The organism is Streptomyces qinglanensis, from assembly GCF_900111245.1.
Lineage (GTDB): Bacteria > Actinomycetota > Actinomycetes > Streptomycetales > Streptomycetaceae > Streptomyces > Streptomyces qinglanensis.
On record NZ_FOGO01000004.1, the window covers coordinates 297,892 to 323,481 of the forward strand.

The window sequence follows — 25,590 nt, forward strand, 5'->3', positions numbered from 1 at the left end:
GTTACGGACGGGTAAAGAGGCGGGCCGCTCGCCGCTCCGTACGGGTTCTTGCCAGGCGGGCAGAGGGGACTTACGGTCTCAACCTCACGTATATCTACGCGTGTCGAACAGGCTGCCGCCCCGAGAGAACACCTCGTGAAGGAGCTGCTCATGCCCGACCTCGTACGAGCCGCACTCGTGCAGGCGACCTGGACAGGCGACACCGAGTCGATGATCGCCAAGCACGAGGAACACGCCCGGGAGGCCGCCCGCCAGGGCGCACGGATCATCGGCTTCCAGGAGGTCTTCAACGCGCCGTACTTCTGCCAGGTCCAGGACCCCGAGCACTACCGCTGGGCCGAGCCGGTACCGGACGGGCCCACCACCCGGCGGATGTGCCGGCTGGCGCGGGAGACCGGCATGGTGATCGTCTCGCCCGTCTTCGAGACCGACGGCTCCGGCTTCTACTACAACACCGCCGCCGTCATCGACGCCGACGGCACCGTGCTCGGCACCTACCGCAAGCACCACATCCCGCAGGTCGAGGGGTTCTGGGAGAAGTACTACTTCCGCCCCGGCAACCTCGGTTGGCCGGTGTTCGACACCGCGGTCGGCAAGGTCGGCGTCTACATCTGCTATGACCGGCACTTCCCCGAGGGCTGGCGCGCGCTCGGTCTGGCCGGCGCGCAGCTCGTCTACAACCCCTCGGCCACCTCGCGCGGACTGTCGGCCTACCTGTGGCAGCTCGAACAGCCGGCGGCCGCCGTGGCCAACGAATACTTCGTCGCCGCCATCAACCGCGTGGGCACCGAGGAGCTGGGCGACAACGACTTCTACGGCACGAGCTACTTCGTCGACCCGCGCGGCCGGTTCGTCGGCGACGTCGCCTCCGACAAGGAGGAGGAGCTGCTGGTCCGCGACCTGGACCTGGGCCTGATCGAGGAGGTGCGCCGACAGTGGGCCTTCTACCGCGACCGGCGCCCCGACGCCTACCAGGGACTGGTGCAGCCGTGAGCCGCGGGGAACCGGCCCCGGCCGCCGCGGGATCCGGCGTCCACCGCGAACTGCTCGCCCGCCACCGGGCCGTGCTGCCCGACTGGCTGGCCCTCTACTACGCCGAGCCGCTGGAGATCACCCACGGCGAGGGCCGCCATGTGTGGGACGCCGAGGGGCGCCGCTATCTCGACTTCTTCGGCGGCATCCTCACCACGATGACCGCGCACGCGCTGCCCGAGGTCACCAAGGCGGTCGCCGAGCAGGCCGGGCGCATCCTGCACACCTCCACCGTCTACCTCGACCGCCCGATGGTGGAACTCGCGGAGCGGATCGCCGCGCTCTCCGGCATCCCCGACGCGCGGGTCTTCTTCACCACGTCGGGCACCGAAGCAAACGACACCGCACTCCTGCTGGCCACCGCGCACCGGCGGTCCAACCAGGTCCTGGCGATGCGCAACAGCTACCACGGCCGCTCCTTCTCCGCCGTCGGCATCACCGGCAACCGCTCCTGGTCGCCCACCTCGCTCTCGCCCCTCCAGACCCTCTACGTCCACGGAGGCGTCCGCACCCGGGGACCGTTCGCGCACCTGGACGACGAGGCGTTCACCGCCGCCTGCGTCGCCGACCTGGCCGACATGCTGGGCCAGGCCCGCGCGGACGTCGCCGCGCTGATCGCCGAACCCGTGCAGGGCGTCGGCGGTTTCACCTCGCCGCCGGACGGGCTCTACGCGGCCTTCCGCGAAGTCCTGCAGCAGCACGGCATCCTGTGGATCAGCGACGAGGTGCAGACCGGCTGGGGCAGGACGGGCGACCACTTCTGGGGCTGGCAGGCGCACGCCGCCGCGGGCCCGCCGGACCTGCTCACCTTCGCCAAGGGCATCGGGAACGGCATGTCCGTCGGCGGCGTCGTCGCCCGCGCCGAGGTCATGAACTGCCTGGACGCCAACTCCCTCTCCACCTTCGGCGGCAGCCCCGTCACCATGGCCGCAGCCAACGCCAATCTCGCCCACCTCCTCGACCACGACCTCCAGGGCAACGCGCGGCGCGTCGGCGGCCTGCTGCTGGAGCGGCTGCGCGCCGCCGCGGCCGGGCTCGGCGTCGTCCGCGAGGTGCGCGGGCGCGGGCTGATGATCGGCATCGAACTCGTGGCGCCGGGCACCGACACGCCCTCGCCCGAGGCCGCCTCGCTCGTGCTGGAAGCCGCCCGGGAGGGCGGGCTCCTGCTCGGCAAGGGCGGCGGCCACGCCACCGCCGGCGTGCTGCGCATCGCGCCGCCGCTCACGCTGACCGTCGCCGAGGCCGAGGAGGGCGCCGCCGTACTGGAGCACGCACTGCGTACCGCCGAGTCCGCACTGGCAGGAGGGCAGACCGCATGACCTCGACCCTGATCAAGGGCGGCCTCGTCGTCACCGACGCCGAGGAGACCCAGGCCGACCTCCTCGTCCAGGACGGCCGCATCGCCGCTCTCGCCGCCCGCAACAGCGCCGCCGCCGCGGCGTTCACCGCCGACCGGACCCTGGACGCCACCGGCAAGTACGTCATCCCGGGCGGTGTGGACGCCCACACCCACATGGACTTCCCCTTCGGCGGGACCTTCTCCAGCGACGACTTCGAGACCGGCACCCGGGCCGCCGCCTGGGGCGGCACCACGACCATCGTCGACTTCGCCGTGCAGACCAAGGGGCAGGCGCTCCGCGAGGGGCTGGACCGCTGGCACGCCAAGGCCGACGGCCGGTGCGCCGTCGACTACGGCTTCCACATGATCCTCTCCGACGTCGGCGACGGCACGCTCCGGGAGATGGACACCCTGGTCGAGGAGGGCGTGACCTCGTTCAAGATGTTCATGGCCTACCCCGGTGTCTTCTACAGCGACGACGGCCAGATCCTCCGCGCCATGCAGCGCACCGCGGACAACGGCGGCCTGACGATGATGCACGCCGAGAACGGCATCGCCATCGACGTCCTGGTCGAGCAGGCCCTCGCCGCGGGCCGCACCGACCCGCGCCACCACGGGGAGGTCCGCAAGGCGCTGCTGGAGGCCGAGGCCACGCACCGGGCCATCCAGTTGGCCCGGGTCGCCGGGGCGCCGCTCTACGTCGTGCACGTGTCCGCCGCGGAAGCCGTCGAGCAACTGGCCCTCGCCCGCGGCAAGGACCTCCCGGTCTTCGGCGAGACCTGTCCGCAGTACCTCTATCTGAGCACCGACAACCTCGCCGAGCCCGACTTCGGCGGCGCCAAGTACGTGTGCAGCACCCCGCTGCGGCCGCGTGAGCACCAGGCGGCACTGTGGCGGGGCCTGCGGACGAACGACCTCCAGGTCGTCTCCACCGACCACTGCCCCTTCTGCTTCACCGGCCAGAAGGAACTGGGCCGCGGCGACTTCTCGAAGATCCCCAACGGGATGCCCGGGGTCGAGCACCGGATGGACCTGCTCCACCAAGCGGTCGTCGACGGGCACCTCACCCGGCGCCGCTGGATCGACCTCGCCTGCGCCACCCCGGCGCGGATGTTCGGGCTGCATCCCAGGAAGGGGACGCTGGCCCCCGGCGCGGACGCCGATGTCGTCGTCTACGACCCGCACGCCGAGCAGACCCTCTCCGCCGCGACGCACCACATGAACGTCGACTACTCCGTCTACGAGGGCAAGCGGCTCACCGGCCGTGTCGAGACGGTCCTCTCCCGCGGCGAGACCGTGCTGGAGCGGGGCACGTACACGGGCAGGGCGGGGCACGGCCGGTACGTCCCCCGCGGGACCTGCCAGTTCCTCGGCTGAAGGCTCCGAACCCCGATCCCGCCGCGGCCGCGGCTGTCACCACGTCGAACTGAGGGGCAACTGCATGGATTTCGGACTCGTCCTCCAGACGGATCCCCCCGGCGCCACGACCGTAGGGCTGATGCGGCGCGCCGAGCGCAACGGATTCCGCTACGGCTGGACCTTCGACTCGCCGGTGCTGTGGCAGGAGCCGTACGTCATCCACAGCAGGATTCTGGCGGAGACGGACCGGCTCACCGTCGGGCCCATGGTGACCAACCCGGGTACCCGCTCCTGGGAGGTCACCGCCTCCACCTTCGCCACCCTCAACGAGATGTACGGCAACCGCACCGTGTGCGGCATCGGGCGGGGCGACTCGGCGATGCGGGTCGCCGGGCGCCCGCCCACCACCCTGGCCCGGCTGGGGGAGGCCATGCGGACCATCCGCGAGCTGGCCGAGGGCCGCGAGACCGTGGTGGACGGCACCCCGCTGCGGCTGCCGTGGGTGGTGGGCGGCCGGCTCCCGGTGTGGATGGCCGCCTACGGGCCCAAGGCGCTGGCCCTGGCCGGGCGGGAGGCGGACGGGTTCATCCTCCAGCTCGCCGACCCGCTGCTGACCGCCTGGATGGTGCGCGCGGTGCGGGAGGCGGCGGCGGGCGCCGGCCGCGATCCGGCGGAGGTCACCGTCTGCGTGGCCGCGCCCGCCTACGTGTGCGAGGACACTCCGGAGGCGCTCGCGCACGCCCGCGAGCAGTGCCGCTGGTTCGGCGGCATGGTCGGCAACCACGTCGCCGACCTCGTCGCCCGCTACGGCGAGCACTCCGGTGCCGTACCGGAGGCGCTCACCTCCTACATCAAGGAGCGGGACGGGTACGACTACGCGCACCACGGGCGGGCCGGGAACCCGGACACGGCTTTCGTGCCCGACGGGATCGTCGACCGGTTCTGCCTGCTGGGGCCGGTCTCCGCGCAGTTGGCGCGGCTGCGGGAGCTCGCGGATCTGGGCGTCGACCAGTTCGCCCTCTACGCCATGCACGACGCGAAGGAGGCGACCGTCGACGCCTACGGCGCCTCGGTCGTCCCGGAGTTGGCCTGAGGCGCGGAACCCGTCCCCGGGAGTCCGTGGCTGTCCTGCCGCTTCTCGTAGACCAGCGGCTGGTAGTCGGGATGCCTGCGGATCCAGTTCGCCACGAACGGGCAGACCGGTGCCACCTTCTCGCCGGCCTCCTGCGCGGACTCCAGGATGTGGTGCGCGAGGGCACCGCCCACCCCTCGGCCCTCGTAGGCGGGCTCGACCTCCGTGTGCGTCACCGCGAGCACGCCGGGAGCGCGGAGGTACTGGGCGACACCCGCGAGGGCGCCGTCGATCCGGGCCTCGAAGCGGCCCTCGGCGGTGTTGTCGGAGATCTCGAACTGCTCGTCCACGGCCATCCCTCCTCGTTCTTCCCGGCGGTTCCCGGCGCTTCCGGCGGTTCCGGCTGTACCGCCGGAGCCGGGGCCCGGGGACTCCGGCAGCCTTTCTGCTCCGGCCTCCCGACTGCTGCTCCGGCCTCCCGACTGCGGGACGTCAGCCTGCGGTGTGGTGGATCTGTGCCAGGAACCGTTCCGGCGGCAGGGCCTGCCCCCGGTCGTCCAGCACGGCTACGGGCTCCCCGCGGAAGAGCACGGTCGGGGTGGCCGCGACGCCGCTCTCGTCGAAGGCGCGGCTGACCCGCCGGGCCCACATGCGGTACGCGCCCTCCAGCACCGCGTCGTCGAACGTGTGCCGACGCAGCCCGGGTACGTCGTTGGCCAGGCCGAGCAGCATCCGGTCCTCGGCGAACCCGTCGTGGCCCTCGTGCGGCTGGTTGCGGAAGAGGGTACGCAGGTAGCCCAGGAACTGTGCCTGGCCCACGTCGGCCGCGGCCCCCGCGGCCGCCAGTGCGTGGTGCGAGCCCTGCCCGCCGAGCCGGTCGTCGAGGAAGGTGCCGAAGTGGTGGTGCAGCACCAGTTCGCCGTCGTCGGCGAGTTGCTGCAGGGTGCCGCCCAGGGTGTTCTCCGTACGGGCGCAGTACGGGCAGCGCAGATCCAGGTAGAGGTCCAGCACGGGCGGTTCCGGCTCGGGAGCCTCGGGGCCGGCCCCGTAGACCACCGTGGTGCCGCCTACGCCGATCGTGTTCGCCGGGATCATGTGTCCAGCCTCGCCCTGCCGGCCGCACCCGGCAACGGCGGAGCGCCCATCGGAGTGGGCGCGGTCCGTCCCGGCGGGGCCGTCTCTCCCGCTCCTGGGCGCCGGACACCCGGGTGACGCCGGCCTCGCATTGACTTGAACCTCACTTCAGCTTGCAACCTGGAGCCCTTCCGGTGCCCCGGTCCCCGACAGGGCCGGGGCGCACCCGGAGGTCCGTCGGCGGCCGGGGCAGCCGTCCGCAGTCATGAAGGAGATGCGTGTGTTTCTGGTCATCGGAGCGACAGGCAAGGTCGGCGGACAGGTGGCGGCCCAGCTCGCGGCCCGGGGAGCCGGGGTGCGCGCCCTCGTCCGCGACCCGGTGGCCGCCCGCCTCCCGGAGGGTGTCGAAGCCGTGCGCGGCGATCTGACCGATCCCGCGAGCCTGACCCGTGCCCTCGGGGGAGAGGAGGTGGCGGGCGTCTTCCTCGTGTGGCCGTTGGCCGGTCCGCGCGGTGCGGCCGAGGCGGTCGGCGCCCTGGCCGCGCACACCCGCCGGATCGTCTACCTCTCCACCCGCGGGGTACCGGAGGGCGACGCGGCCGAGTCCGCGGAGGACATCCCCGGCACCCATGCCGCGCTGGAGCGTCTCGTGCGCGCCTCGGGAGCGGAGTGGACGCTGCTGCGGCCCGGCGGTTTCGCGGGCAACGCCCTGATGTGGGCCTCGCAGATCCGCGCCGGGGCATCCGTGCGCACCGCGTCGCCGCAGGCGGCCCGCACGCTGGTGCACGAGGCCGACATCGCCGCCGCCGCGGTCCGCGCGCTGCTGACCGGAGACCTGGTCGGCGCGACGCCCGAGCTGACGGGGCCCGAACTGCTCACCCAGGCCGAGCAGATCGCCCTCATCGGCGAGGTGCTCGGCCGCTCCGTGCCGGTCGAGAAGATCACGCGCGAGCAGGCTCGTGCCGACCTTCTCGAGGCGGGGCTGCCGGAGTCGTACGCGGACGGCATTCTCGACGCGCACGAGGCGATGGAGACCCGGCCCGAGACGGTCGCCCCCGGAGCCGCCGCGCTGTTGGGCCGCCCGCCGCACGACTTCCGCCGCTGGGTCGCGGACCACGCCGCCGACTTCCGGTGACGGCGGGCGCGCCGAGCCGTCTTCGGGGCGGGGTGCGCGTGCGTGACCCGGGGCAGGAAAGCGGTTGCCTATAAGTGCGAACGATCGTACTTTTAGTTCGACGCGAAGGAGGCATCCGTGCACGAGCGACGCATGGTGGAACTGGCGCAGGCGTTGGCCGTCGCCAAGAGCAGGCAGGACGTGCCCGCAGCACTGCGGCTCCTCCACCCCGACATGCTGCTGGAGGTTCCGGCATTCGGCACGACCGCCCGGGGTCCGGCCGCGAACGAGAAGGCGCTGCGGAGGTTCTTCGCCTCGTTCCCCGACTACGACGTCACGCTGGAGGGTTCGGCGAGCGACGCGGACTCGCTCGTGTGCTGGGGGACGGCGCGGCTGACGATGACCGGGGACCGGTTCGGGGTGCGCCCCGACGGCAGCCGTACCGTGCTGCCGGTGTTCATCCGGTTCACCTTCCGGGACGACCTCATCGCGAGCGAGCGGTTCTTCTTCGACCTGTCGGTGCTGTGCGCCGGGTCCGGAGTCTCCACGGACGCCGTCCGGCGCACGCTCTTCCCCGGAGCCCCCGGAGCCCCCGGAGCCCCCGGAGCCCCCGGAACCGAGAGGGGCGCGCGATGAACCCGAGCCCGAACGCGGCCGGCCCCCTCCCCGCCGCCGGTCCGCATGCGGAGCGCGCCGGGAACGCCGGGGAGCGCGCCCGGAACGCCGGGGAGGCCGCGTCCGCGGGCGAGTTCCGCACCGCGCACCTCTTCGACCTCGTCGTCGATCTGGACCCCTCGCTGTCCGTCGGAAGGGGCCTGTACGGCCGGCGCGTCGTCTTCGGGGCCGCCGGAGGCACCTTCCACGGCCCCCGGCTGCACGGGGAGGTGCTGCCCGGGGGCGGCGACTGGGCGCTGTTCGGCCCGGACGGGACGATGACCCTGGACGTCCGACTGACCCTGCGCACCCACGACGGGGCGCTGCTGCACATGTCCTACGGAGGCCGCCTGGTCACGCCGCCCGCGGTACGCGAAGCGCTGGGCGATCCCGCCGGACGGCACCGCGTCGACCCGGGCGACTACTACTTCCGGACCAACCCGCTGTTCGAGACCGGGGCCGAGGGCTACGCCTGGCTCAACGGCACCGTCGGCATCGGCTCGGGGCGCTTCGTCGACGGAGGGGTCGCCTACCGCGTCTCCGAGGTGCTGTAGCCGGCCCGTCCGCGGCCCGGAGTGACCCTGCGTGCGGGGCCGCGGCGTTCCTCAGGGCACTCTGGCGGTCCACCCCTCGCTGCTGTACTTGGTGAGGGCGAGCTCCTCGGCGCGGGCCGCCTCCTGCGGAGTCACCCGGCCCTCGGCGAGCCCGTGCCGGGCACGGAACGAGTCGACCATGCGCGCGATGACGTCGCCGCGGGGCAGGCCGGTCTGCCGCCGCAGCGGATCGACCCGCTTCTTCGCGCTCCTGGTGCCCTTGTCGGACATCTTCTCCTTGCCGATCCGCAGCACGTCGAGCATCTTCTCGGCGTCGATGTCGTAGGACATGGTCACGTGGTGCAGGACGGCACCGCCGCCGGCGGTGATCCGCTTCTGGGCGGCTCCGGCGATCTTGCCTTCCTTGGAGGCGATGTCGTTCAGCGGCTGGTACCAGGCCGTGATCCCCATGTCGGCCAGCGCGGTCAGCACCCAGTCGTCCAGGTATGCGTAGGAGTCCGCGAACGACATGCCGGAGACCAGCGAGGCAGGCACCGAGAGGGAGTAGGTGATGGTGTTCTCGGCCTCCACGAACATGGCGCCGCCCCCCGAGAGGCGCCGCACGACGGTGACCCCGTGCCGGGCCGCTCCCTCGGGGTCCACCTCATTGCGCAGCGACTGGAAGCTGCCGATGATCACCGCGGGGGAGTCCCACTCCCACACCCGGAGCGTGGGGGAGCGGCGTCCGGCGGCGACCTCCGCGGTCAGGACCTCGTCGAGGGCCATGTGCAGCGCCGGGGACTGCGGCGGCTCGTGGACGAGCTGCCAGCGGTGGTCGCTCCAGTCGGTGGCCCGGGTCAGGGCGCGGCGCACGCAGACGGCCACCCCCTCGGCGGTGAGGCCGTACATCGCCGTGCCCGGCGGCAGCGCCGCCTCGATCCGGGCGGTGAGCCCCGCCGTGTCGGTGTCCGAGGGTGCGCCTTCCAGCGCCCGGTCGATGGCGTCGAGCGCCTCGTCCGGTTCCAGGAAGAAGTCGCCCGCGACCCGGACGTTGCGCAGCACGCCGTCCTGGTCGTCCAGGTCGACCACCACCAGCTTGCCGCCGGGGATCTTGTATGCGCCGTGCATGGAGCCGACCGCCCGTCCTGAAGCGTCCGTGGACCGTCCGTCATCCGTCCGCACCCGGCCGCTCAGCCTACGTCGGTGACCAGCCGCCGCGCGTGGCGGGTATGACTGACCAGCAGGAACGTGGACATCACGAGCGTGATCCCCTGGGCCACGGCGGCGAGTCTCTTGTCGTCGAACCAGACCGGGTCGTACATGTTCGGGAACGGCCCCAGCTTCCCCACGTCGATGTAGAGGTAGGCGAGCAGCAGCGCCAGCCCGCCGGCGGAGACCAGCCAGGCGAACGCGTCGGAGGGGATCCGCCACCACACCAGGACCAGCAGCGCGGCGAGCGACGCCAGCCCGGCCTCGACGCGGAAGAGGTCGCCCTGGCTGATGGTCGCCCCCACCCCGTCGTACTGGTCGGCGAGGGCGGCGTGGAGGTAGGCGTTCACCACCAGACCGCCTGCCGACAGCACCCGGGCGCCGCCCTGGACGATGCGGTAGGCCCCTCCGTGGGGTGCCGGTGGAGGCGTGGGTGTCTGCGCGGTCATGGCCGCTCCTCCTCTTCTGCCGTCCGGACGTGCGGGGCACCTGCTCGCGTCAGTACCCGCCGTCGCTCTCCTGCGGCTTGTCGGAGGGCTTCTTCTTCTCCTTCTTCTTCCCGTCGGTGATCTTCTTGCCGGACGGGTCGAGCACGAACCACTTGGCGCCGAACTGGTCGAGCCCCTGCCCGGCGGTGTCACCGGGCTTGTCGTCCCCCTGGTAGCGGTAGAGCGGATGGCCGTCGTAGGTGAGCTGCCGGCTGCCGTCCTTCCGCTCGGTGGTGCCCAGCAGCCCGCTCTCGGCGCCGTTCCCCGCCCTCGGCTTGCCCTTCCCCTCGACCACGACGGGGGGCCACGCCGTTGCGCAGCCCCCCTCGCAGGTCGACTTGCCCGATGTGTCGGCCTCGAACAGGTAGAGGGTGCGGCCGGAGCCGTCGGCCAGGAACCTGCCCAGGTCGCCGGAGCGCACCTCGACGGTCGCCGCCTCCTTCGAGGACGAGGGGGAGGGCGACGAGCCGCCGTCCCCGCCGCCGTCCGAGCAGCCGCCGAGCGCGGCGGCCCACAGTGCGGCAGTCCCGGCGTACACGGCTGTCCTGCTGATCTTCCGCATCAAGGCTCCTCCGGTGCCACACGGTCCCGCGGCCCGCAGCAGGCCGCGGGACCAGCGCACCACGTGCCGGAGGAGGCGGCCACTCGGTGGGGGCCGTCCGCGCGGACGGCCCCCACCGAGTCAGACGGCGAAGCCGCCGTCCACCGCGAGCAGCGCGCCGGTGACATACCGGGCGCCGTCACCGACGAGGTGGGCCACCGAGTCGGCGATCTCCTCCGGCGTCCCGTACCGGCCGAGCAGGGTGGCGGCGGCCTGCGCCGCGGCGCTCTCCCCGTCCGCGGGGTTCATGTCGGTGTCGATCGGCCCCGGCGACACCTGGTTGACGGTGATGCCGCGTGGCGCCAGCTCGCGGGCCAGGCCCTTGGTGAGCCCGGTGACGGCCGCCTTGCTCATGGTGTAGAGCGCCATCCCGGGGAAGTGCGCGTGCGCCGAGACGCAGCTCCCGATGTTGACGATCCGGCCGCCGTCGGCCATCCGGGAGGCCGCCGCCTGCGCCACGAGGTAGGCGCCCCGCACGTTGGCCGCCAGCACCCGGTCCACCTCTTCGACCGGTACGGAGCCGAGCTCGCCCTGGCTGCCGGTCCCCGCGTTGTTCACGAGGATGTCCAGCCGCCCGAATGCCTCGGCCGCCTCGTCCGCGGCCGCCCGTACGGAGTCCGCGTCCGCCAGTGAGGCACGCACCGCCCGGGCCCGGCCGCCGCGTTCCTCGATCCGCGCGGCGACCTCGCGGGCCCGTTCGGCGTTCGCCTCGTAGGTCAGTGCCACATCCGCGCCGTCCGCCGCCAGGCGCAGGGCCACGGCCGCTCCGATACCGCGGCTGCCGCCGGTGACGAGGGCGGCCTTGCCGTCGAGGGGCTTGTCCGAGGCGTTGCTGCGCATGGGTTCTTTCCGTTCGTCGAGTGCTGCTCCGGTTGGCATGACTCGATCCTGGTGCGGCGCGCTCCGCGGTGCTGGCGCTCTTCGGACGGCACATTTTGGGTCACGTATGATGCACTGCGTAGTACGGTGAAATGGACCAACCGGGTCGGTCGCGCACCCCGGGCCCGACGCGGGCCGCGCGGGTGCGGCCCCGGGCTCCGGGCTGCCAGGCGTCCAGCGTGCCCACGGTGCCGGGGGCGGCGAGGGCAACGGTGAGAGCGAATACAGCGAGTGCAGCGAGTACAGCGAGTACAGCGAGGACAAGGAGTAGTGACCCCGAGATGACCACGACCGAGGACTGGTTGGCAGCCGCCCGGATCGACCCGTCGGTCGGCGCCCTGCGCCCCGACTACCGCGCACTGCTGATCGTCGCGGAGGGGCTGGTCCCCGGGCCGAGCGACGCCGTCAGTGAAGAACTCCTGGCCAAGGCCGAGGCGACGGCCTGTGATCCCGAGCAGCACCCGCACGCGGCGGCGTGGCGGGAGGCGTTCCAGGCATTCGGCGCCAAGCCCAAGCGCACCCGGCCCAGCGTCGACGCGCTGTTGCGGCGCGCCCCCGAGGGCCTGCCCCGCATCGACCGGCTCACGGACATCTACAACGCGGTCTCCGTGGCGCACGTCGTCCCGCTCGGCGGCGAGGACCTGGACCGCTACGCGGGACCCCTGCGGCTCACCCGCGCCGACGGCACCGAGCCCTTCGAACTGATGTCGGGCGGCGAGCCGGTGACGGAACACCCGCGGGCCGGGGAAGTGGTCTGGCGCGACGACGAGGGCGTCACCTGCCGCCGCTGGAACTGGCGGCAGTGCGTCCGCACCCGGCTGACGACCGAGACCACCCGCGCCGTCTTCCTCCTCGACGCCCTCGGGCCGATGGACGACACCGCGCTGCGGGAGGCGGGCCGCGCCCTGACCGACGCGCTGTGCGCCGCCGCCCCCGGAGCGGTGACCGCGTCCAGGCTGCTGCGCGCGGCCTGAGCCCCGACCGCGCCCCGGCCTCCGGGGCGCAGCGGCGCAGCGGTGCGGCGTGCGGCGGCCGTCCGCCTCAGCGGTGCAGCGCGGAGAGCAGCCGGGGCAGTGCGGTGCCGATCGGCTCCCGCACCACCTCGTCCGCGAGCGGGTCGTAGGGCGTGGACTCGGCGTTCACGATGACGAGCCGGGCCCCGTGCTCGGCCGCCAGCCCGGCCAGGGACGCGGCGGGCTGCACCTGGAGACTGGTGCCGACGGCGAGGAAGACGTCGCAGGCCCGGGCCACCGCCACCGCCGCGGCCAGCACCTCCCCGTCGAGCTGCTGGCCGAACATCACCGTGGCGGACTTCAGCACGCCCCCGCACACCTCGCACGGCGGATCCGGCTCGCCCGCCGCGACCCGCTCCAGCGCCCGCGCCATGGCCGAGCGCTCCCCGCACGCCGTGCACAGCACCGTACGGGCGTTCCCGTGCAGCTCCAGCACCTTGCGGTCCGGAACGCCCGCAGCCTGGTGCAGCCCGTCGACGTTCTGGGTGATGACCCGTACCGGGGTGCCGGAGCGCTCCAGCCGAGCCACCGCCTCGTGGGCCGCGTTGGGGACGGCCTCCCACACCGGGCTCTCGCCGCGCATCCGCCACGAGCGGCGCCGGATGTCGGGGTCCCCCATGTAGGAGTCGTAGGTGACCAGCTTCTCGGCCTCCGGATCGGTGCGCCACACCCCCTGCGGCCCGCGGTAGTCGGGGATGCCGGAGTCGGTGGAGATCCCGGCGCCGGTGAGGATCGCCACCAGCGGCGGACCGCCACCGGGCGTGCCGTCCGCGGTCTCCCCGCTCCGTGGCGTGCTGTCACGTTCGCCCATGCGGCCAGCCTAGTTCGCCTCCGCACCGGCAGGCGCGTGCTTCCATGGTGGGGTGATCGACGACGAACTGACGACAGCGGTGGAACGGGCGGTCCGCGAGGCCGTGGACGCGCAGGTCATGCCGCGCTGGCGGAAACTCGCCGAGCACGAGATCACCACCAAGACCGGCAGCCACGACCTGGTCACCGTCGCCGACCGGGAGGCGGAGCGGCAACTGGGCGACGCACTGCGCCGGTTGCTGCCCGGCTCCGCGGTGGTCGGCGAGGAAGGCGTGCACGCCGACCCGTCCTCCTACACGGCGCTCTCCGGCCCCGACCCGGTGTGGATCATCGACCCGGTCGACGGCACGCGCCAGTTCGTCGCGGGCGGCGAGGGCTTCTGCACCATGGTCGCGCTGGCCCACCACGGCGAGACCCTGGCCGGATGGATCCGGGCGCCGGTCCTCGGCCTGGCCGCCACGGTGCGCCGCGGCGGCGGTGTCCTGCTCAACGGAGAGCCGCTGTACGCCGGTTCCCCCGAAGCGGGTGCGCCGCTGCGTGTCGCCGTCTCGCATCCGGACTACACGGACGAGTGGCAGGAGCGTTCGCTGCGCGGGCTGCACACCGCCGGGCTGCAGGTGCGGTCCACTGGTTCGGCGGGGTTGGAGTACCTCGCCATCGCCCGCGGGCGGCTGGACGCCGTCGCCTACACCTGGGAGGCCGCCTGGGACCACGCCGCGGGCCTGCTGGCCGTGGCCGAGGCGGGCGGCGCCAGCAGCACCGTCGAGGGCGTGCCCTTCCGCCTCGCGGGAGGCAACGCGCTGCCGTTCACCGCCGCGCGTGACGCGGACACGACCCGGCGTATGGTGGGGCTGCTGCGGGACAAGAGCGAGGACCACCGGAGCCGACCCCGCTGACCGGGGTCCGGCGAGCCGGGCGAGGGGAGCCGCAAGTGCCATCGATCCGGGACGCGGTGGTCGTGGGAGCCGGCCCCAACGGGCTGACGGCAGCCGTGGAACTGGCCCGGCGCGGCTTCCGGGTCGAGGTGTTCGAAGCGGGCGGTACCGTCGGCGGCGGCGCCCGTACCGAGGAGCTGACGCTGCCGGGCTTCCGGCACGACCCCTGCTCGGCCGTCCACCCCACCGGCGCCGGGTCGCCCGCCTTCGGCTCGATGCCGCTGGAGCGGTACGGGCTGGAGTGGCTGCATCCCGAACTCCCGCTGGCGCACCCGTTCCCGGACGGCACCGCCGCCGTGCTGGCCCGGTCCGTCGGCGAGACGGCGGCCTCTCTCGGCCCGCGCGACGCGGGTGCCTACCGCCGCCTGGTCGGGCCCTACCTCGGCCGGTGGGACACCCTGGCGGAGGACTTCTTCGGCTACGGCTCCGCGTTCAACGGCCGCTTCCCCGCCGATCCGCTCCAACTCGTGCGGTTCGGGCTGACCGGGCTGCAGCCGGTCACCTGGGCCAGGGCCCGCTTCCGGGACGAGAAGGCGCGGGCGCTGCTCGCGGGCATGGCCGGGCACGTCATCGCACCCCTGAACAATCTGTTCATGACAGCTCCGGCCCTGGTCTTCGCGCTCGCCGCGCACACGGTCGGCTGGCCGTTCCCGCGCGGCGGCTCGCAGGCCATCTCCGACGCGCTGGCCGGGTACCTGCGGGCGCTGGGCGGCACCATCCACACCGGCACCGAGGTCAAGCGCCTGGACGAGCTGCCGCCCGCCCGCGCCTACGTCTTCGACACCTCGCCGACCGCGCTCGCCCGGATCGCCGGGCTGGGCAGCGCCTACGACTCCGTCCGCTACGGCGCCGCCGTCTTCAAGCTCGACTACGCCCTGGACGGACCCGTCCCGTGGACCTCTCCGGACGCGGCGCGGGCCGGGACGGTGCACATCGGGCCGACCCTGGGGGACATCGACACCGCGCTGCGCGACGCCGTGGTACGCGGCCGCGCCCCCGAGCGCCCCTTCCTGATCACCGCCCAGCCCAGCCTGACCGACCCCACCCGGGCCCCCGAGGGCAAGCACGTCTTCTGGGCCTACGGCCATCTGCCCAACAACTGGCAGGGGGACGCGACCGAGGCGGTGGAACGCCAGATCGAGCGCTTCGCGCCGGGGTTCCGGGACCGGGTGCTGGCGCGGGCCGCCGCGGGGCCGCCGCAGCTCGCCGCGCGCAACGCCAACTATGTCGGCGGCGACATCTCCTGCGGGTCGGCCGCCGGACTGCGGCTGCTGATCCGGCCCAAGCTCAAGCGCGTCCCGTACGAGACCGCGCACCCGTCCGTCTACCTGTGCTCCTCCGCCGCGCCGCCCGGTCCCGGAGTGCACGGGATGGCGGGCCATCACGCCGCCCGAGCCGTGTGGCGCCGCCTCCGCCGGGAGCGGTGAGACCGGGGACCGTACGGCGGCCGGCCGCGCGCCGCGTAGGGTGCGGGGCGGCGCGTGCGCGGCGGAGGGGACGCGCCCCCTGCGGCCATGGCGCCATGGTCGGGGGAGGCGTCGGAAAGATAGGGTCCCCAAGGCGCGACTGCCTGTTCGAACAACAGAGAGACCCAGGGGCAGAACCATGACAACGACGGCGCGAACCACATCGGCGCGCGTGCTGATCGCCGCGGACAAGTTCAAGGGATCGCTGACGGCCGTCGAGGTCGCAGAGCATCTCACGGCGGGCATCCGGAAAGCGCGCCCGGAGGTGGACGTCGAAGCTCTGCCCGTGGCCGACGGCGGCGACGGCACCGTCGCGGCGGCGGTCGCCAACGGCTTCACCCGCCACGAGGCCGAGGTGACCGGTCCCCTCGGCGCCTCCGTCACGGCCGCCTTCGCGCTGCGCGAGGGCACCGCCGTCGTCGAGATGGCCGAGGCGGCCGGGCTCCAGCACCTGCCGCCCGGGGTCTTCGTACCGCTGACGGCCACCACCTACGGTGCCGGTGAGCTGCTGCTGGCCGCTGTCGAAGCGGGCGCGACCACGATCATCTTCGGCGTCGGCGGCTCGGCGACCACCGACGGCGGTGCCGGGATGCTCGATGCGCTGGGGGCCCGGCTGCTCGACCAGGACGGCGACTCCATCCCGTGGGGCGGTGGAGGGCTGCGCGAGCTCGTCTCCGCCGACCTGTCCGGTATGGATCCGCGGCTGAAGAACGTCGAGGTCGTCCTGGCCAGCGACGTCGACAACCCGCTGACCGGTCCGAAGGGCGCCGCCGCGGTCTACGGCCCGCAGAAGGGCGCAACCGACGAGGACGTGAAGCTGCTGGACGCCGCGCTCGCCCACTTCGCCGAGACTCTCGGCGAGCAGGACGCCGCGGCCTCGCCCGGGGCCGGGGCCGCGGGCGGCATCGGGTTCGGCGCCCTCGTCGGGCTGCGCGCCCGGTTCCGGCCCGGCATCGAGATCCTGATGGAGGAGCTCGGCGTCGAGGCCGCCATCGGGCGGGCCTCCCTGGTGATCACGGGAGAGGGCTCGCTGGACGAGCAGACGCTGCACGGGAAGGCACCCGCCGGGGTCGCCGCCGCGGCCCGCGACGCGGGGAAGCCGGTGGTCGCCGTCTGCGGCCGGGTCGCCATCGGGAAGAAGGAGCTCGCGGCCGCCGGAATCGAGAAGGCGTACGCGCTCACGGACCTGGAGTCCGACGTCGAGCGCTGCATCGCCGAGGCCGGGCCCCTGCTGGAGACGCTCGGCGAACGCCTGGCGGCCGACCGCCTGTAGGACCGGCCCCGCGGGGCCGGTGCCGGGCGGCAGGTGCCGGGCTGCAGGTGCAGGTGAGGGCTCCGGACCACGCCCCCCGTCCCCGCCCGGGACGGTCACCGGGATCCGCGCCGGGGGCCTGCCCGGTCCGTCGGCGCCCCCCGGAGAGCCGCCGCGGCTTCCCGAGCCCGCCGCGGCGCCGGGCAGGCATCAGGTGCCGGGCAGGCATCGGGTGCCGTGCTGCCCGCCGGCCGGCCCCCGTGCTGCCGCAAGGAGCGCTGACAGGGCCCGCGCGGCGCCCCTCAGGGCCCCTGCGCCCGCCTGCGCGCCCGCACAGGGCTCCAGGGCGCAAGGGAGGCCCGCAAGGCGGCCTCAAGGCTTCACAAGGCCCTACAAGCCTCCACAGGGGCCCACAAGGCAACCGGACGGCGCCCGGGCAGTGCCCCCGATGGCGCCCGGGCGCCTGGGCGCCCGGAGCCCGCGGAGATCCGCGAGGTGCCGGGAGGGCCCGGCACACATCGCGGGGATCCGACACGCCGCCCGGCTGCGCGAAGCCCGGCATCCGGACCGGTACGGAGGGCCCCGCGGAAGCCCCGCCCACCTCTGCGGTCTCCCGCCGGATCCGGGATCCGTGGATCCGTGGATCCGGTCGAGTCCGGATCACGAGGGGCTCGGATCACGAGGGACCGGGCTGCGGAGCCCCGGCACATGCGTGAGGGGCCCGCCACTTCTCGTGGCGGGCCCCTCACGGGCGTCGTCCCTCGGGAAGGGGCCCTGTCAGCCCCGGGCGGCAGCCGGTCAGCCCTGCGCGGCGGCCCGCGCCTCGCGGCGGTTGTCGCGGAAGGCGTTGACCCGGCGTGCGGTCGCGAACAGCGGAATCACGGCGCCGAGAACGACCTGGAGGGCGCAGCCGGTCTGCAGGAGCAGTTCGCCTCCGGGAGCGTCGAAGGCCCAGGAGGCCAGCAGCCCCATGCTCAGCACGATCCAGCACAGCATGGCCACCGCGAGCCGGCCCCGCGGCTTGGGGTACTCGACACGGCTGACCATCAGCCAGGCGACCCCCAGGATGCCGAGTGCCGTCGGTACGAAGGGCAGCTCCAGCAGCACCACGGAGATGACGGTCAGGGCGCCGAACGGCCCAGGCATGCCCTGGAACATTCCGTTCCGCATGGGCACGCAGGAGAACCGCGCAAGCCGCAGCACCACCGCCAGCAGGACCACGATCGCGGCCACCACGGAGATCCGCTGGTGGGCGTCGTTGGCCACCATGCCCCAGACGGCGACGAAGTAGGCCGGTGCCAGTCCGAAGCTGATCAGGTCGGAGAGGTTGTCCAGCTCGGCGCCCATGGCCGAGCTGCGCAGCTTGCGCGCGACCAGGCCGTCGAACAGGTCGAAGACGGCGGCCATCAGCATCAGCACCACGGCGGTGGCGGCGCTGTGCCGGGCCATGCCGCCGTCCTCGCTGCCCGTCAGATGCGGGATGAGGACGCCGGTGGTGGTGAAGTACACCGCCATGAAGCCGCAGGTCGCGTTGCCCAGCGTGAGGGTGTCCGCGATGGACAGCCGGGTCGAGAGCGGCATCTCGTCGTCGGCGTCGTCCGCGTAGTCGTCGTCGGCATACTCGGCGTAGTGCGCGTAGCCGTCGCGGTCCGCGGAGCGCTCGGCTCCGGGGGCCCAGGCCGCCTGCGCGTCGGGATCAATCACGGTCAAGGCGAGTCACCCCCGCTGTCGTGGTCTGACCGACCTCCACGGCCGTCTCGACACCCTTGGGAAGATAGACGTCCACCCGGGAGCCGAACCTGATCAGCCCGAGGCGCTCACCCTGTTCGACCTTGGCACCACTGGGCACGTACGGAACGATCCGCCGGGCCACGGCACCGGCGATCTGGACCATCTCGATGTCGCCCAGCTCGGTCTCGAAGTGCCAGACGACGCGCTCGTTGTTCTCGCTCTCCTTGTTGAACGCCGGAACGAAGCCGCCGGGGATGTGCTCGACGGACGTCACCGTGCCCGCGAGGGGGGCGCGGTTGACGTGGACGTTCAGCGGGCTCATGAAGATGGCGACGCGGGTACGGCCGTCCTGCCACGGCATGATGCTCTGCACCACGCCGTCGGCCGGGGAGATCACCCGGCCCTGGCCGATCTCCCGCTCCGGGTCCCGGAAGAACCACAGCATCCCGGCGGCGAGCGCCGTCGCCGGTACGGCGACCAGCGCGGCCCGCTTCGACCGGCGGGCGCGTACCAGGCTGAGGGCCGCCGTCGCGACGGTCGGCGCGAGCCACGGCGAGGCGCCGCGCGCGAGGCGGACCCGGGGTCCGCCCGAGGCGCCGGATCCGTCCGGGCCGGACGAGGGAGAGCCGCTGGGTGTGGTGGATGGGCTGTGGGGCATGAATGACCTTCGTAGCGGAGGGAGCCGCGTAGGTGACAGGGGGACGGCGGCTTTCCCGGGATGCTATCGGTTTCTGATGGCAACTGGGCAAGCCAGCGGGCCAGTCCGTGGCCGATGTCCCGGTTCGGGGTGTGATCTTGAACGTCAAGAAAACACCCCGAATAGGACATTCAGCCCTGGCTGCGATACTCCTCCAGGAGCCGTCGACCCACGATCATTTTCTGGATCTCCGCGGTTCCTTCGCCGATCAGAAGCATCGGCGCCTCCCGGTAGAGTCGCTCGATCTCGTATTCCTTGCTGAAACCGTACCCGCCGTGGATGCGGAAGGCGTCCTCGACGACCTCCTTGCAGTACTCGGAGGCGAGATATTTCGCCATTCCCGCTTCCAGGTCGTTGCGTTGGCCGGAGTCCTTCTTGCGTGCGGCACCCACCATCAGGGCGTGCGCCGCCTCGACCTTCGTGGCCATCTCGGCCAGTTTGAACTGAATGGCCTGATGCCCGGCGATGGGCTTCCCAAACGTGTGGCGCTGCTGCGCGTAGTCGATGCCGAGCTCGAAAGCACGCTGTGCGACACCGCAGCCACGCGCCGCGACATTCACCCGGCCGACTTCCACTCCGTCCATCATCTGGTAGAAACCGCGCCCGGTCGCACCGCCGAGCACGCGGTCGGCCGGAACGCGCAGGTCGTCCATGACCAGCTCGGTGGTGTCGACGCCCTTGTAACCCATTTTGTCGATCTTGCCGGGGACGGTGAGTCCGGGCTTGACCTGGCCGAAACCGGGCTCTTTCTCCACCAGGAACGTCGTCATCGACTTGTGCGGAGCGGTTCCCTCCGGATGGCCCTCGTCCGTCCGGCACAGCACCGCCACCAGGGTGGCGGAGCCCCCGTTGGTCAGCCACATCTTCTGGCCGTTCAGCAGGAAGTCGCCGGAACCGTCCGCGGCGGGCGCCCCCTTCGACGTGATGGCCGAGACGTCCGAGCCCAGCCCCGGCTCCGACATCGAGAAGGCGCCGCGGACCTCACCGGTGGCCATCCTCGGCAGGAAGTGGTCCTTCTGCTCCTGCGTGCCGTGCTGCTTGAGCATGTAGGCCACGATGAAGTGCGTGTTGATGATGCCCGACACGCTCATCCAGCCGCGGGCGATCTCCTCGACGCACAGCGCGTAGGTGAGCAGTGACTCACCCAGTCCGCCGTACTCCTCGGGGATCATCAGACCGAAGATCCCCAGTTCCTTGAGCCCCTCGACGATCTCGGTGGGGTACTCGTCCTTGTGCTCCAGCTCCGTGGCGACGGGCAGGATCTCCTTGTCGACGAAGCTGCGCACCGTCGAGAGGATCTCCCGCTGTATCTCCGTCAGACCCTCGGTCTGCGCCAGCCGGCTCATGTCACCTACCGCCCTTCGGCGCCGGTTCCCGCAGCTCGGGGCGGCCCGGCTGCTCCCCGCCGCGCTCCTTGACGTACGTCTCGGTGGGCACCATCACCTTGCGCCGGAAGACGCAGACCAGGGTGCCGTCCTGCTTGTAGCCCTTGGTCTCGACGTGCACGATCCCACGGTCGTTCTTCGACTTGGACGGCGTCTTGTCCAGCACCGTCGTCTCGCCGTAGACCGTGTCGCCGTGGAAGGTCGGAGCCACGTGCTTGAGCGACTCGATCTCCAGGTTGGCGATGGCCTTCCCCGACACGTCCGGCACCGACATGCCCAGCAGCAGCGAGTAGACGTAGTTGCCCACCACCACGTTCCGGCCGAAGTCGGTGGTCGACTCGGCGTAGTGGCTGTCCAGGTGCAGCGGGTGGTGGTTCATGGTCAGCAGGCAGAACATGTGGTCGTCGTACTCGGTGACCGTCTTGCCCGGCCAGTGCTTGTAGACGTCGCCGACCGTGAATTCCTCGTAGGTGCGTCCGAACTGCATGGCTCAGCCCTCCGGAGGGGTGAAGGAGGTGGTGCGCTGCATGCCCGCCGCGCGGCCCTTGCCGGAGATGACCAGCGCCATCTTGCGGCTGGCCTCGTCGATCATCTCGTCGCCGAGCATCGCCGAACCCTTCTTGCCGCCGGCCTCGGAGGTGCAGTACTCGTACGCGTCCAGGATCATCTCCGCGTGGTCGTAGTCCTCCTGGGAGGGCGAGAAGATCTCGTTGGACGCCTCGACCTGGCCCGGGTGCAGCACCCACTTGCCGTCGAAGCCGAGCGCCGCGGCCCGCCGGGCCACCTCCCGGTAGCCGTCCACGTCGCGGATCTGCAGATAGGGCCCGTCGATCGCCTGGAGGTCGTGGGTGCGGGCCGCCATCAGGATCCGCATCAGGATGTAGTGGTAGGCGTCGGCCGGGTAGCCGGGCGGCTGCTCGCCCACGACCAGCGACTTCATGTTGATGGACGCCATGAAGTCGGCCGGCCCGAAGACGATGGTCTCCATCCGCGGCGAGGCCGCGGCGATCTCGTCGACGTTCACCAGGCCCTTGGCGTTCTCGATCTGCGCCTCGATGCCGATCCCGCCGACCTCCAGGCCGACCGTCTTCTCGATCTGCGTCAGCAGCATGTCCAGCGCCTGCACCTGTGCCGCGTCCTGCACCTTGGGCAGCATCACGCAGTCGAGGTTGGCGCCGGCGCCCTCCACGACGGTCACCACGTCGCGGTAGGTCCACTCCGTGGTCCAGTCGTTGACCCGCACGACGCGGGTCTTGCCGCTCCAGTCGCCCTCGTTGAGGAACTTCACGATGGTGTGCCGCGCCTCCGGCTTGGCCAGCGGGGCGCAGGCGTCCTCCAGGTCCAGGAAGACCTGGTCGGCGGGGAGGCCCTGCGCCTTCTCCAGGAACCGCGGGTTGCTGCCCGGCACCGCCAGGCAGGAACGGCGCGGGCGGAGCGCTCGCTGCCGGTTGTCGCTGTTCACGAGGTGACCTCCAGTGGTTCTCGCTGATCGCGCCCACTGCGCTCGTCGCGCGTCGGGAGCTTGTGCTGACTGCGGATCTCGTCGACGATACGGCCGATGATCCCGGTGATCCCGAAGTCCTTCGGGGTGAAGACGGCGGCGACCCCCGCCTCGCGCAGCGCCCGCGCGTCCGCCGACGGGATGATCCCGCCCACGACCACGGGGACGTCGGTCGCGCCCGCCTTCCGCATCCGCTCCAGCACGTCCGGCACCAGTTCGGCGTGCGAGCCGGAGAGGATGGACAGGCCCACGCAGTGCACGTCCTCGGCGAGGGCCGCCGCGACGATCTCCTCCGGCGTGAGCCTGATGCCCTGGTAGACCACCTCGAGGCCCGCGTCCCGGGCCCGTACGGCGATCTGCTCGGCGCCGTTGCTGTGGCCGTCCAGCCCCGGCTTGCCCACCAGCAGCCGCAGCTTGCCGACCCCCAGCTCCGCCGCGGTGTCCGCCGTCTTCCGCCGCACCGCGGCCAGCTCCGAGCCCTCCTCGGCGCTCACGGCGACCGGCGCCGAACTCACCCCGGTCGGCGCCCGGAACTCGCCGAACACCTCGCGCAGCGCGCCCGCCCACTCCCCGGTGGTGACCCCGGCGCGGGCACACTCCAGAGTGGCCTCCATCAGGTTGGTGTCCCCGGCGGCGGCCTCCCGCAGGTCGGCGAGGGCCTGCTCCGCGCTGGGGTGGAGGCCAGGCTCCCGGTTTCCCTCGCGCCAGAACGGCTCGTCTCGGGTCTCCCGCCAGCGCTTGACCGCCGCCACGGTGGCCGCCTCGCCGGCCGGGTCCACCGTCAGGATCGCGGTGTCCAGGTCCGCGGTGAGCGGGCTCGGCTCGGTGGCCTCGTAGCAGTTGACGCCGACGATCTTCTCCTCGCCCGACTCGATCCGGGCGCGGCGCTCCGCGTGCGAGGCGACGAGCTGCGACTTGAGGTAGCCGGACTCGACGGCGGCCATCGCCCCGCCCATCTCCTCGATCCGGGCCATCTCGGCCAGCGACTGCTCGACCAGGCTGTCCACCTCCGCCTCGATCACGTGCGAGCCGGCGAAGATGTCGTCGTACTCCAGCAGGTCGCTCTCGTGCGCCAGCACCTGCTGGACTCGCAGCGACCACTGCTGGTCCCAGGGGCGGGGCAGGCCCAGCGCCTCGTTCCAGGCGGGCAGCTGCACGGCGCGGGCCCTGGCGTCCTTGGAGAGGGTCACGGCCAGCATCTCCAGCACGATGCGCTGGACGTTGTTCTCGGGCTGGGCCTCGGTCAGCCCCAGCGAGTTGACCTGCACCCCGTACCGGAAGCGGCGCTGCTTGGGATCGGTGATGCCGTAGCGCTCGCTGGTGACGCGGTCCCAGATGCGGGTGAAGGCCCGCATCTTGCACATCTCCTCGACGAACCGGACGCCCGCGTTCACGAAGAACGAGATCCGCGCCACGACCCGCCCGAACTCCTCGGGCGGCACCTGCCCGCTGTCCCGTACGGCGTCCAGCACCGCGATCGCCGTGGCCATCGCGTAGGAGATCTCCTGCACCGGTGTGGCTCCGGCCTCCTGCAGGTGGTAGCTGCAGATGTTGACCGGGTTCCACTTGGGCAGCCGGGCCACCGTGTAGGCGATCATGTCGGTGGTCAGCCGCAGCGAGGGCACCGGCGGGAAGACGTGCGTCCCGCGGGAGAGGTACTCCTTGACGATGTCGTTCTGCGTGGTGCCCTGGAGCTGCGACACGTCGGCGCCCTGCTCCTCCGCGACCACCTGGTAGAGCGCCAGCAGCCACATGGCGGTGGCGTTGATGGTCATGGAGGTGTTGGTCTTCTCCAGCGGGATGCCGTCGAAGAGCCTGCGCATGTCGCCCAGGTGGGAGACCGGGACCCCGACCCGGCCGACCTCGCCGCGGGCGAGCACGTGGTCGGGGTCGTATCCGGTCTGGGTGGGCAGGTCGAAGGCGACGGACAGCCCGGTCTGGCCCTTGGCGAGGTTGCGCCGGTACAGCTCGTTGGACGCCTCGGCCGTGGAGTGCCCGGCGTAGGTCCGCATCAGCCAGGGCCGGTCGCGTTTCCTGGGCTCCCGTTCATCAGTCATCGCGGGGGCCTCACGCGTTCCGGCTGTGCCCGTCGGTCCGCCCGCCTTCGGCGTCGCGGAAGGTGTTGATGGCGTCCAGGTGCCGGGCCCGCTTCTCGTGGTCGCGCACGCCCAGTCCCTCCTCGGGCGCCAGCGCGAGGACGCCGACCTTGCCCTGGTGCAGGTTGCGGTGCACGTCGTAGGCCGCCTGGCCGGTCTCCTCCAGCGGGTAGCTCTTCGAGAGCGTGGGGTGGATCTTGCCCTTGGCTATCAGCCGGTTGGCCTCCCACGCCTCGCGGTAGTTGGCGAAGTGCGAGCCGATGATCCGCTTCAGCGACATCCACAGGTACCGGTTGTCGTAGCTGTGCTCGTATCCGGAGGTGGAGGCGCAGGTGACGATGGTGCCGCCCTTGCGGGTGACGTAGACACTCGCGCCGAAGGTCTCCCGCCCCGGGTGCTCGAAGACGATGTCCACGTCCTCGCCGCCGGTCAGTTCACGGATCCGCTTGCCGAAGCGCTTCCACTCCTTGGGGTCCTGGTTGTGCTCGTCCTTCCAGAACTGGTAGCCCTCCGCCTTGCGGTCGATGATGGCCTCGGCGCCCATCCGGCGGCAGATCTCGGCCTTGTCCTCGCTGGAGACCACGCAGATCGGGTTCGCGCCGCCGGCCAGCGCGAACTGGGTGGCGTACGAGCCCAGTCCGCCGCTGGCCCCCCAGATGAGGACGTTGTCGCCCTGCTTCATCCCGGCGCCGTTGCGGGAGACGAGTTGCCGGTAGGCGGTGGAGTTGACCAGGCCGGGGGCCGCGGCCTCCTCCCAGCTCAGGTGGGCCGGCTTGGGCATCAGCTGGTTGGACTTGACCAGCGCGATCTCGGCGAGTCCGCCGAAGTTGGTCTCGAAGCCCCAGATCCGCTGCTGCGGGTCGAGCATCGTGTCGTTGTGCCCGTCGGCCGACTCCAGTTCGACGGAGAGGCAGTGCGCGACCACCTCGTCGCCCGGCTTCCAGGAGTTGACCCCCACGCCGGTGCGCAGCACGACGCCCGCCAGGTCGGAGCCGATGATGTGGTACGGCAGGTCGTGCCGCTTCGCCAGCGGCGAGACGCGGCCGTAGCGCTCCAGGAACCCGAAGGTGGAAAGCGGCTCGAAGATCGAGGTCCAGACCGAGTTGTAGTTGACCGAGGAGGCCATCACGGCCACCAGGGCCTCGCCCGGGCCCAGTTCGGGCACGGGCACCTCGTCCAGGTGCAGCGACTTGCGCGGGTCCTTGTCCCGGGCCTCCAGCCCTTCGAACATCCCGGCCTCGTCCTTGTGGACGGTCACGGCCCGGTAGGACTCGGGCAGCGGCAGGGCGGCGAAGTCGTCCGGCGAGGTGTCGGACGCGAGGATCGCGTCGAGGATCTGGTTCACGGTGT

Annotated in this window: 25 protein-coding genes; 11 read left to right on the forward strand and 14 right to left on the reverse strand. The window is 72.3% G+C overall.

Annotation, left to right across the window (positions count from 1 at the left end):
• Positions 1 to 150: 150 nt before the first annotated feature.
• The 4 genes from BMX65_RS11135 to BMX65_RS11150 all read left to right on the forward strand — a co-directional run bounded on the left by BMX65_RS11135 (position 151) and on the right by BMX65_RS11150 (position 4,823).
• On the forward strand, positions 151 to 993 hold the full coding sequence (locus tag BMX65_RS11135; RefSeq protein WP_075000041.1) for a nitrilase-related carbon-nitrogen hydrolase: 843 nt from the start codon (positions 151 to 153) through the stop codon (positions 991 to 993).
• Positions 990 to 2,351 carry an aspartate aminotransferase family protein gene (locus tag BMX65_RS11140; protein ID WP_075000042.1) on the forward strand — a complete coding sequence of 454 codons (1,362 nt, stop codon included), beginning with the start codon at positions 990 to 992 and terminating at the stop codon, positions 2,349 to 2,351. The genes BMX65_RS11135 and BMX65_RS11140 overlap by 4 nt, the downstream gene beginning before the upstream one ends.
• Positions 2,348 to 3,748 carry a dihydropyrimidinase gene (gene hydA, locus BMX65_RS11145; RefSeq protein WP_075000043.1) on the forward strand — a complete coding sequence of 467 codons (1,401 nt, stop codon included), beginning with the start codon at positions 2,348 to 2,350 and terminating at the stop codon, positions 3,746 to 3,748. Before BMX65_RS11140 ends, hydA begins: the two co-directional genes overlap by 4 nt.
• Positions 3,749 to 3,812: 64 nt before the next feature.
• Complete coding sequence (locus BMX65_RS11150; protein WP_075000044.1) at positions 3,813 to 4,823, forward strand: TIGR03842 family LLM class F420-dependent oxidoreductase; 1,011 nt, start codon at positions 3,813 to 3,815, stop codon at positions 4,821 to 4,823.
• On the opposite strand, the gene BMX65_RS11155 is transcribed toward BMX65_RS11150, so the two are convergent.
• Together BMX65_RS11155 and BMX65_RS11160 are read right to left on the reverse strand one after the other, a co-directional pair.
• Complete coding sequence (locus BMX65_RS11155) at positions 4,790 to 5,158, reverse strand: GNAT family N-acetyltransferase (protein ID WP_075000045.1); 369 nt, start codon at positions 5,156 to 5,158, stop codon at positions 4,790 to 4,792. The genes BMX65_RS11150 and BMX65_RS11155 overlap by 34 nt on opposite strands.
• 136 nt (positions 5,159 to 5,294) lie before the next feature.
• The gene (locus BMX65_RS11160) at positions 5,295 to 5,897 is read right to left on the reverse strand and encodes a DsbA family protein (RefSeq protein WP_075000046.1); all 603 of its coding nucleotides are present in this window, start codon (positions 5,895 to 5,897) and stop codon (positions 5,295 to 5,297) included.
• Between the two features lie 253 nt (positions 5,898 to 6,150).
• Here BMX65_RS11160 and BMX65_RS11165 point away from each other — a divergent pair, with 253 nt between their 5' ends.
• The 3 genes from BMX65_RS11165 to BMX65_RS11175 all read left to right on the forward strand — a co-directional run bounded on the left by BMX65_RS11165 (position 6,151) and on the right by BMX65_RS11175 (position 8,198).
• Positions 6,151 to 7,011, forward strand: a complete 861-nt coding sequence (locus BMX65_RS11165) for an NAD(P)H-binding protein (RefSeq protein ID WP_239501960.1) — start codon at positions 6,151 to 6,153, stop codon at positions 7,009 to 7,011.
• A 117-nt stretch (positions 7,012 to 7,128) separates the two neighbouring features.
• The gene (locus BMX65_RS11170; RefSeq protein ID WP_204357563.1) at positions 7,129 to 7,626 is read left to right on the forward strand and encodes an ester cyclase; all 498 of its coding nucleotides are present in this window, start codon (positions 7,129 to 7,131) and stop codon (positions 7,624 to 7,626) included.
• Entirely contained in the window at positions 7,623 to 8,198 is a 576-nt protein-coding gene (locus tag BMX65_RS11175; protein WP_079171820.1) for a DUF3237 domain-containing protein, read from the forward strand. The genes BMX65_RS11170 and BMX65_RS11175 overlap by 4 nt, the downstream gene beginning before the upstream one ends.
• Positions 8,199 to 8,249: 51 nt before the next feature.
• Here the strand turns inward: BMX65_RS11175 and lplAB are convergent, their stop codons facing one another.
• The 4 genes from lplAB to BMX65_RS11195 all read right to left on the reverse strand — a co-directional run bounded on the left by lplAB (position 8,250) and on the right by BMX65_RS11195 (position 11,315).
• Positions 8,250 to 9,305 carry a lipoate-protein ligase LplAB gene (lplAB, locus tag BMX65_RS11180; RefSeq protein WP_075000048.1) on the reverse strand — a complete coding sequence of 352 codons (1,056 nt, stop codon included), beginning with the start codon at positions 9,303 to 9,305 and terminating at the stop codon, positions 8,250 to 8,252.
• Between the two features lie 62 nt (positions 9,306 to 9,367).
• Entirely contained in the window at positions 9,368 to 9,835 is a 468-nt protein-coding gene (locus BMX65_RS11185) for a hypothetical protein (protein ID WP_075000049.1), read from the reverse strand.
• Between the two features lie 49 nt (positions 9,836 to 9,884).
• Entirely contained in the window at positions 9,885 to 10,436 is a 552-nt protein-coding gene (locus BMX65_RS11190) for a COG4315 family predicted lipoprotein (protein WP_075000050.1), read from the reverse strand.
• A gap of 120 nt (positions 10,437 to 10,556) precedes the next feature.
• Positions 10,557 to 11,315, reverse strand: coding sequence for an SDR family NAD(P)-dependent oxidoreductase (locus tag BMX65_RS11195; RefSeq protein ID WP_075000051.1), 759 nt, complete (start codon positions 11,313 to 11,315; stop codon positions 10,557 to 10,559).
• 320 nt (positions 11,316 to 11,635) lie between these two features.
• Here BMX65_RS11195 and BMX65_RS11200 point away from each other — a divergent pair, with 320 nt between their 5' ends.
• Positions 11,636 to 12,328, forward strand: a complete 693-nt coding sequence (locus BMX65_RS11200; RefSeq protein WP_075000052.1) for a B3/B4 domain-containing protein — start codon at positions 11,636 to 11,638, stop codon at positions 12,326 to 12,328.
• Positions 12,329 to 12,395: 67 nt separating this feature from the next.
• Here BMX65_RS11200 and BMX65_RS11205 read toward each other — a convergent pair whose 3' ends face one another.
• Positions 12,396 to 13,178: an SIR2 family NAD-dependent protein deacylase gene (locus tag BMX65_RS11205; protein WP_075000053.1), complete on the reverse strand. Its 783-nt coding sequence runs from the start codon at positions 13,176 to 13,178 to the stop codon at positions 12,396 to 12,398.
• Between the two features lie 52 nt (positions 13,179 to 13,230).
• Between BMX65_RS11205 and BMX65_RS11210 the strand changes: the two genes are divergently transcribed.
• The 3 genes from BMX65_RS11210 to BMX65_RS11220 all read left to right on the forward strand — a co-directional run bounded on the left by BMX65_RS11210 (position 13,231) and on the right by BMX65_RS11220 (position 16,851).
• Positions 13,231 to 14,073, forward strand: a complete 843-nt coding sequence (locus tag BMX65_RS11210; protein WP_075000054.1) for an inositol monophosphatase family protein — start codon at positions 13,231 to 13,233, stop codon at positions 14,071 to 14,073.
• Between the two features lie 35 nt (positions 14,074 to 14,108).
• Positions 14,109 to 15,539 carry a phytoene desaturase family protein gene (locus BMX65_RS11215; protein WP_075000055.1) on the forward strand — a complete coding sequence of 477 codons (1,431 nt, stop codon included), beginning with the start codon at positions 14,109 to 14,111 and terminating at the stop codon, positions 15,537 to 15,539.
• 178 nt (positions 15,540 to 15,717) lie between these two features.
• The gene (locus tag BMX65_RS11220) at positions 15,718 to 16,851 is read left to right on the forward strand and encodes a glycerate kinase (RefSeq protein WP_398761646.1); all 1,134 of its coding nucleotides are present in this window, start codon (positions 15,718 to 15,720) and stop codon (positions 16,849 to 16,851) included.
• 777 nt (positions 16,852 to 17,628) lie between these two features.
• Here BMX65_RS11220 and BMX65_RS11225 read toward each other — a convergent pair.
• The 7 genes from BMX65_RS11225 to ccrA all read right to left on the reverse strand — a co-directional run bounded on the left by BMX65_RS11225 (position 17,629) and on the right by ccrA (position 25,585).
• Positions 17,629 to 18,540, reverse strand: coding sequence for a CDP-alcohol phosphatidyltransferase family protein (locus tag BMX65_RS11225; RefSeq protein WP_075000057.1), 912 nt, complete (start codon positions 18,538 to 18,540; stop codon positions 17,629 to 17,631).
• Positions 18,527 to 19,219, reverse strand: a complete 693-nt coding sequence (locus BMX65_RS11230) for a phosphatidylserine decarboxylase (protein ID WP_075000058.1) — start codon at positions 19,217 to 19,219, stop codon at positions 18,527 to 18,529. The genes BMX65_RS11225 and BMX65_RS11230 overlap by 14 nt, the downstream gene beginning before the upstream one ends.
• A gap of 170 nt (positions 19,220 to 19,389) precedes the next feature.
• Complete coding sequence (locus tag BMX65_RS11235; RefSeq protein WP_075000059.1) at positions 19,390 to 20,604, reverse strand: acyl-CoA dehydrogenase family protein; 1,215 nt, start codon at positions 20,602 to 20,604, stop codon at positions 19,390 to 19,392.
• A 1-nt stretch (position 20,605) separates the two neighbouring features.
• On the reverse strand, positions 20,606 to 21,130 hold the full coding sequence (locus tag BMX65_RS11240) for a MaoC family dehydratase (protein WP_075000060.1): 525 nt from the start codon (positions 21,128 to 21,130) through the stop codon (positions 20,606 to 20,608).
• A gap of 3 nt (positions 21,131 to 21,133) precedes the next feature.
• The gene (locus tag BMX65_RS11245; RefSeq protein ID WP_075000061.1) at positions 21,134 to 22,105 is read right to left on the reverse strand and encodes an HpcH/HpaI aldolase/citrate lyase family protein; all 972 of its coding nucleotides are present in this window, start codon (positions 22,103 to 22,105) and stop codon (positions 21,134 to 21,136) included.
• On the reverse strand, positions 22,102 to 24,201 hold the full coding sequence (locus BMX65_RS11250; protein ID WP_075000062.1) for a protein meaA: 2,100 nt from the start codon (positions 24,199 to 24,201) through the stop codon (positions 22,102 to 22,104). The genes BMX65_RS11245 and BMX65_RS11250 overlap by 4 nt, the downstream gene beginning before the upstream one ends.
• 10 nt (positions 24,202 to 24,211) lie before the next feature.
• Positions 24,212 to 25,585: a crotonyl-CoA carboxylase/reductase gene (gene ccrA / locus BMX65_RS11255; RefSeq protein WP_075000063.1), complete on the reverse strand. Its 1,374-nt coding sequence runs from the start codon at positions 25,583 to 25,585 to the stop codon at positions 24,212 to 24,214.
• Positions 25,586 to 25,590 lie beyond the last annotated feature (5 nt).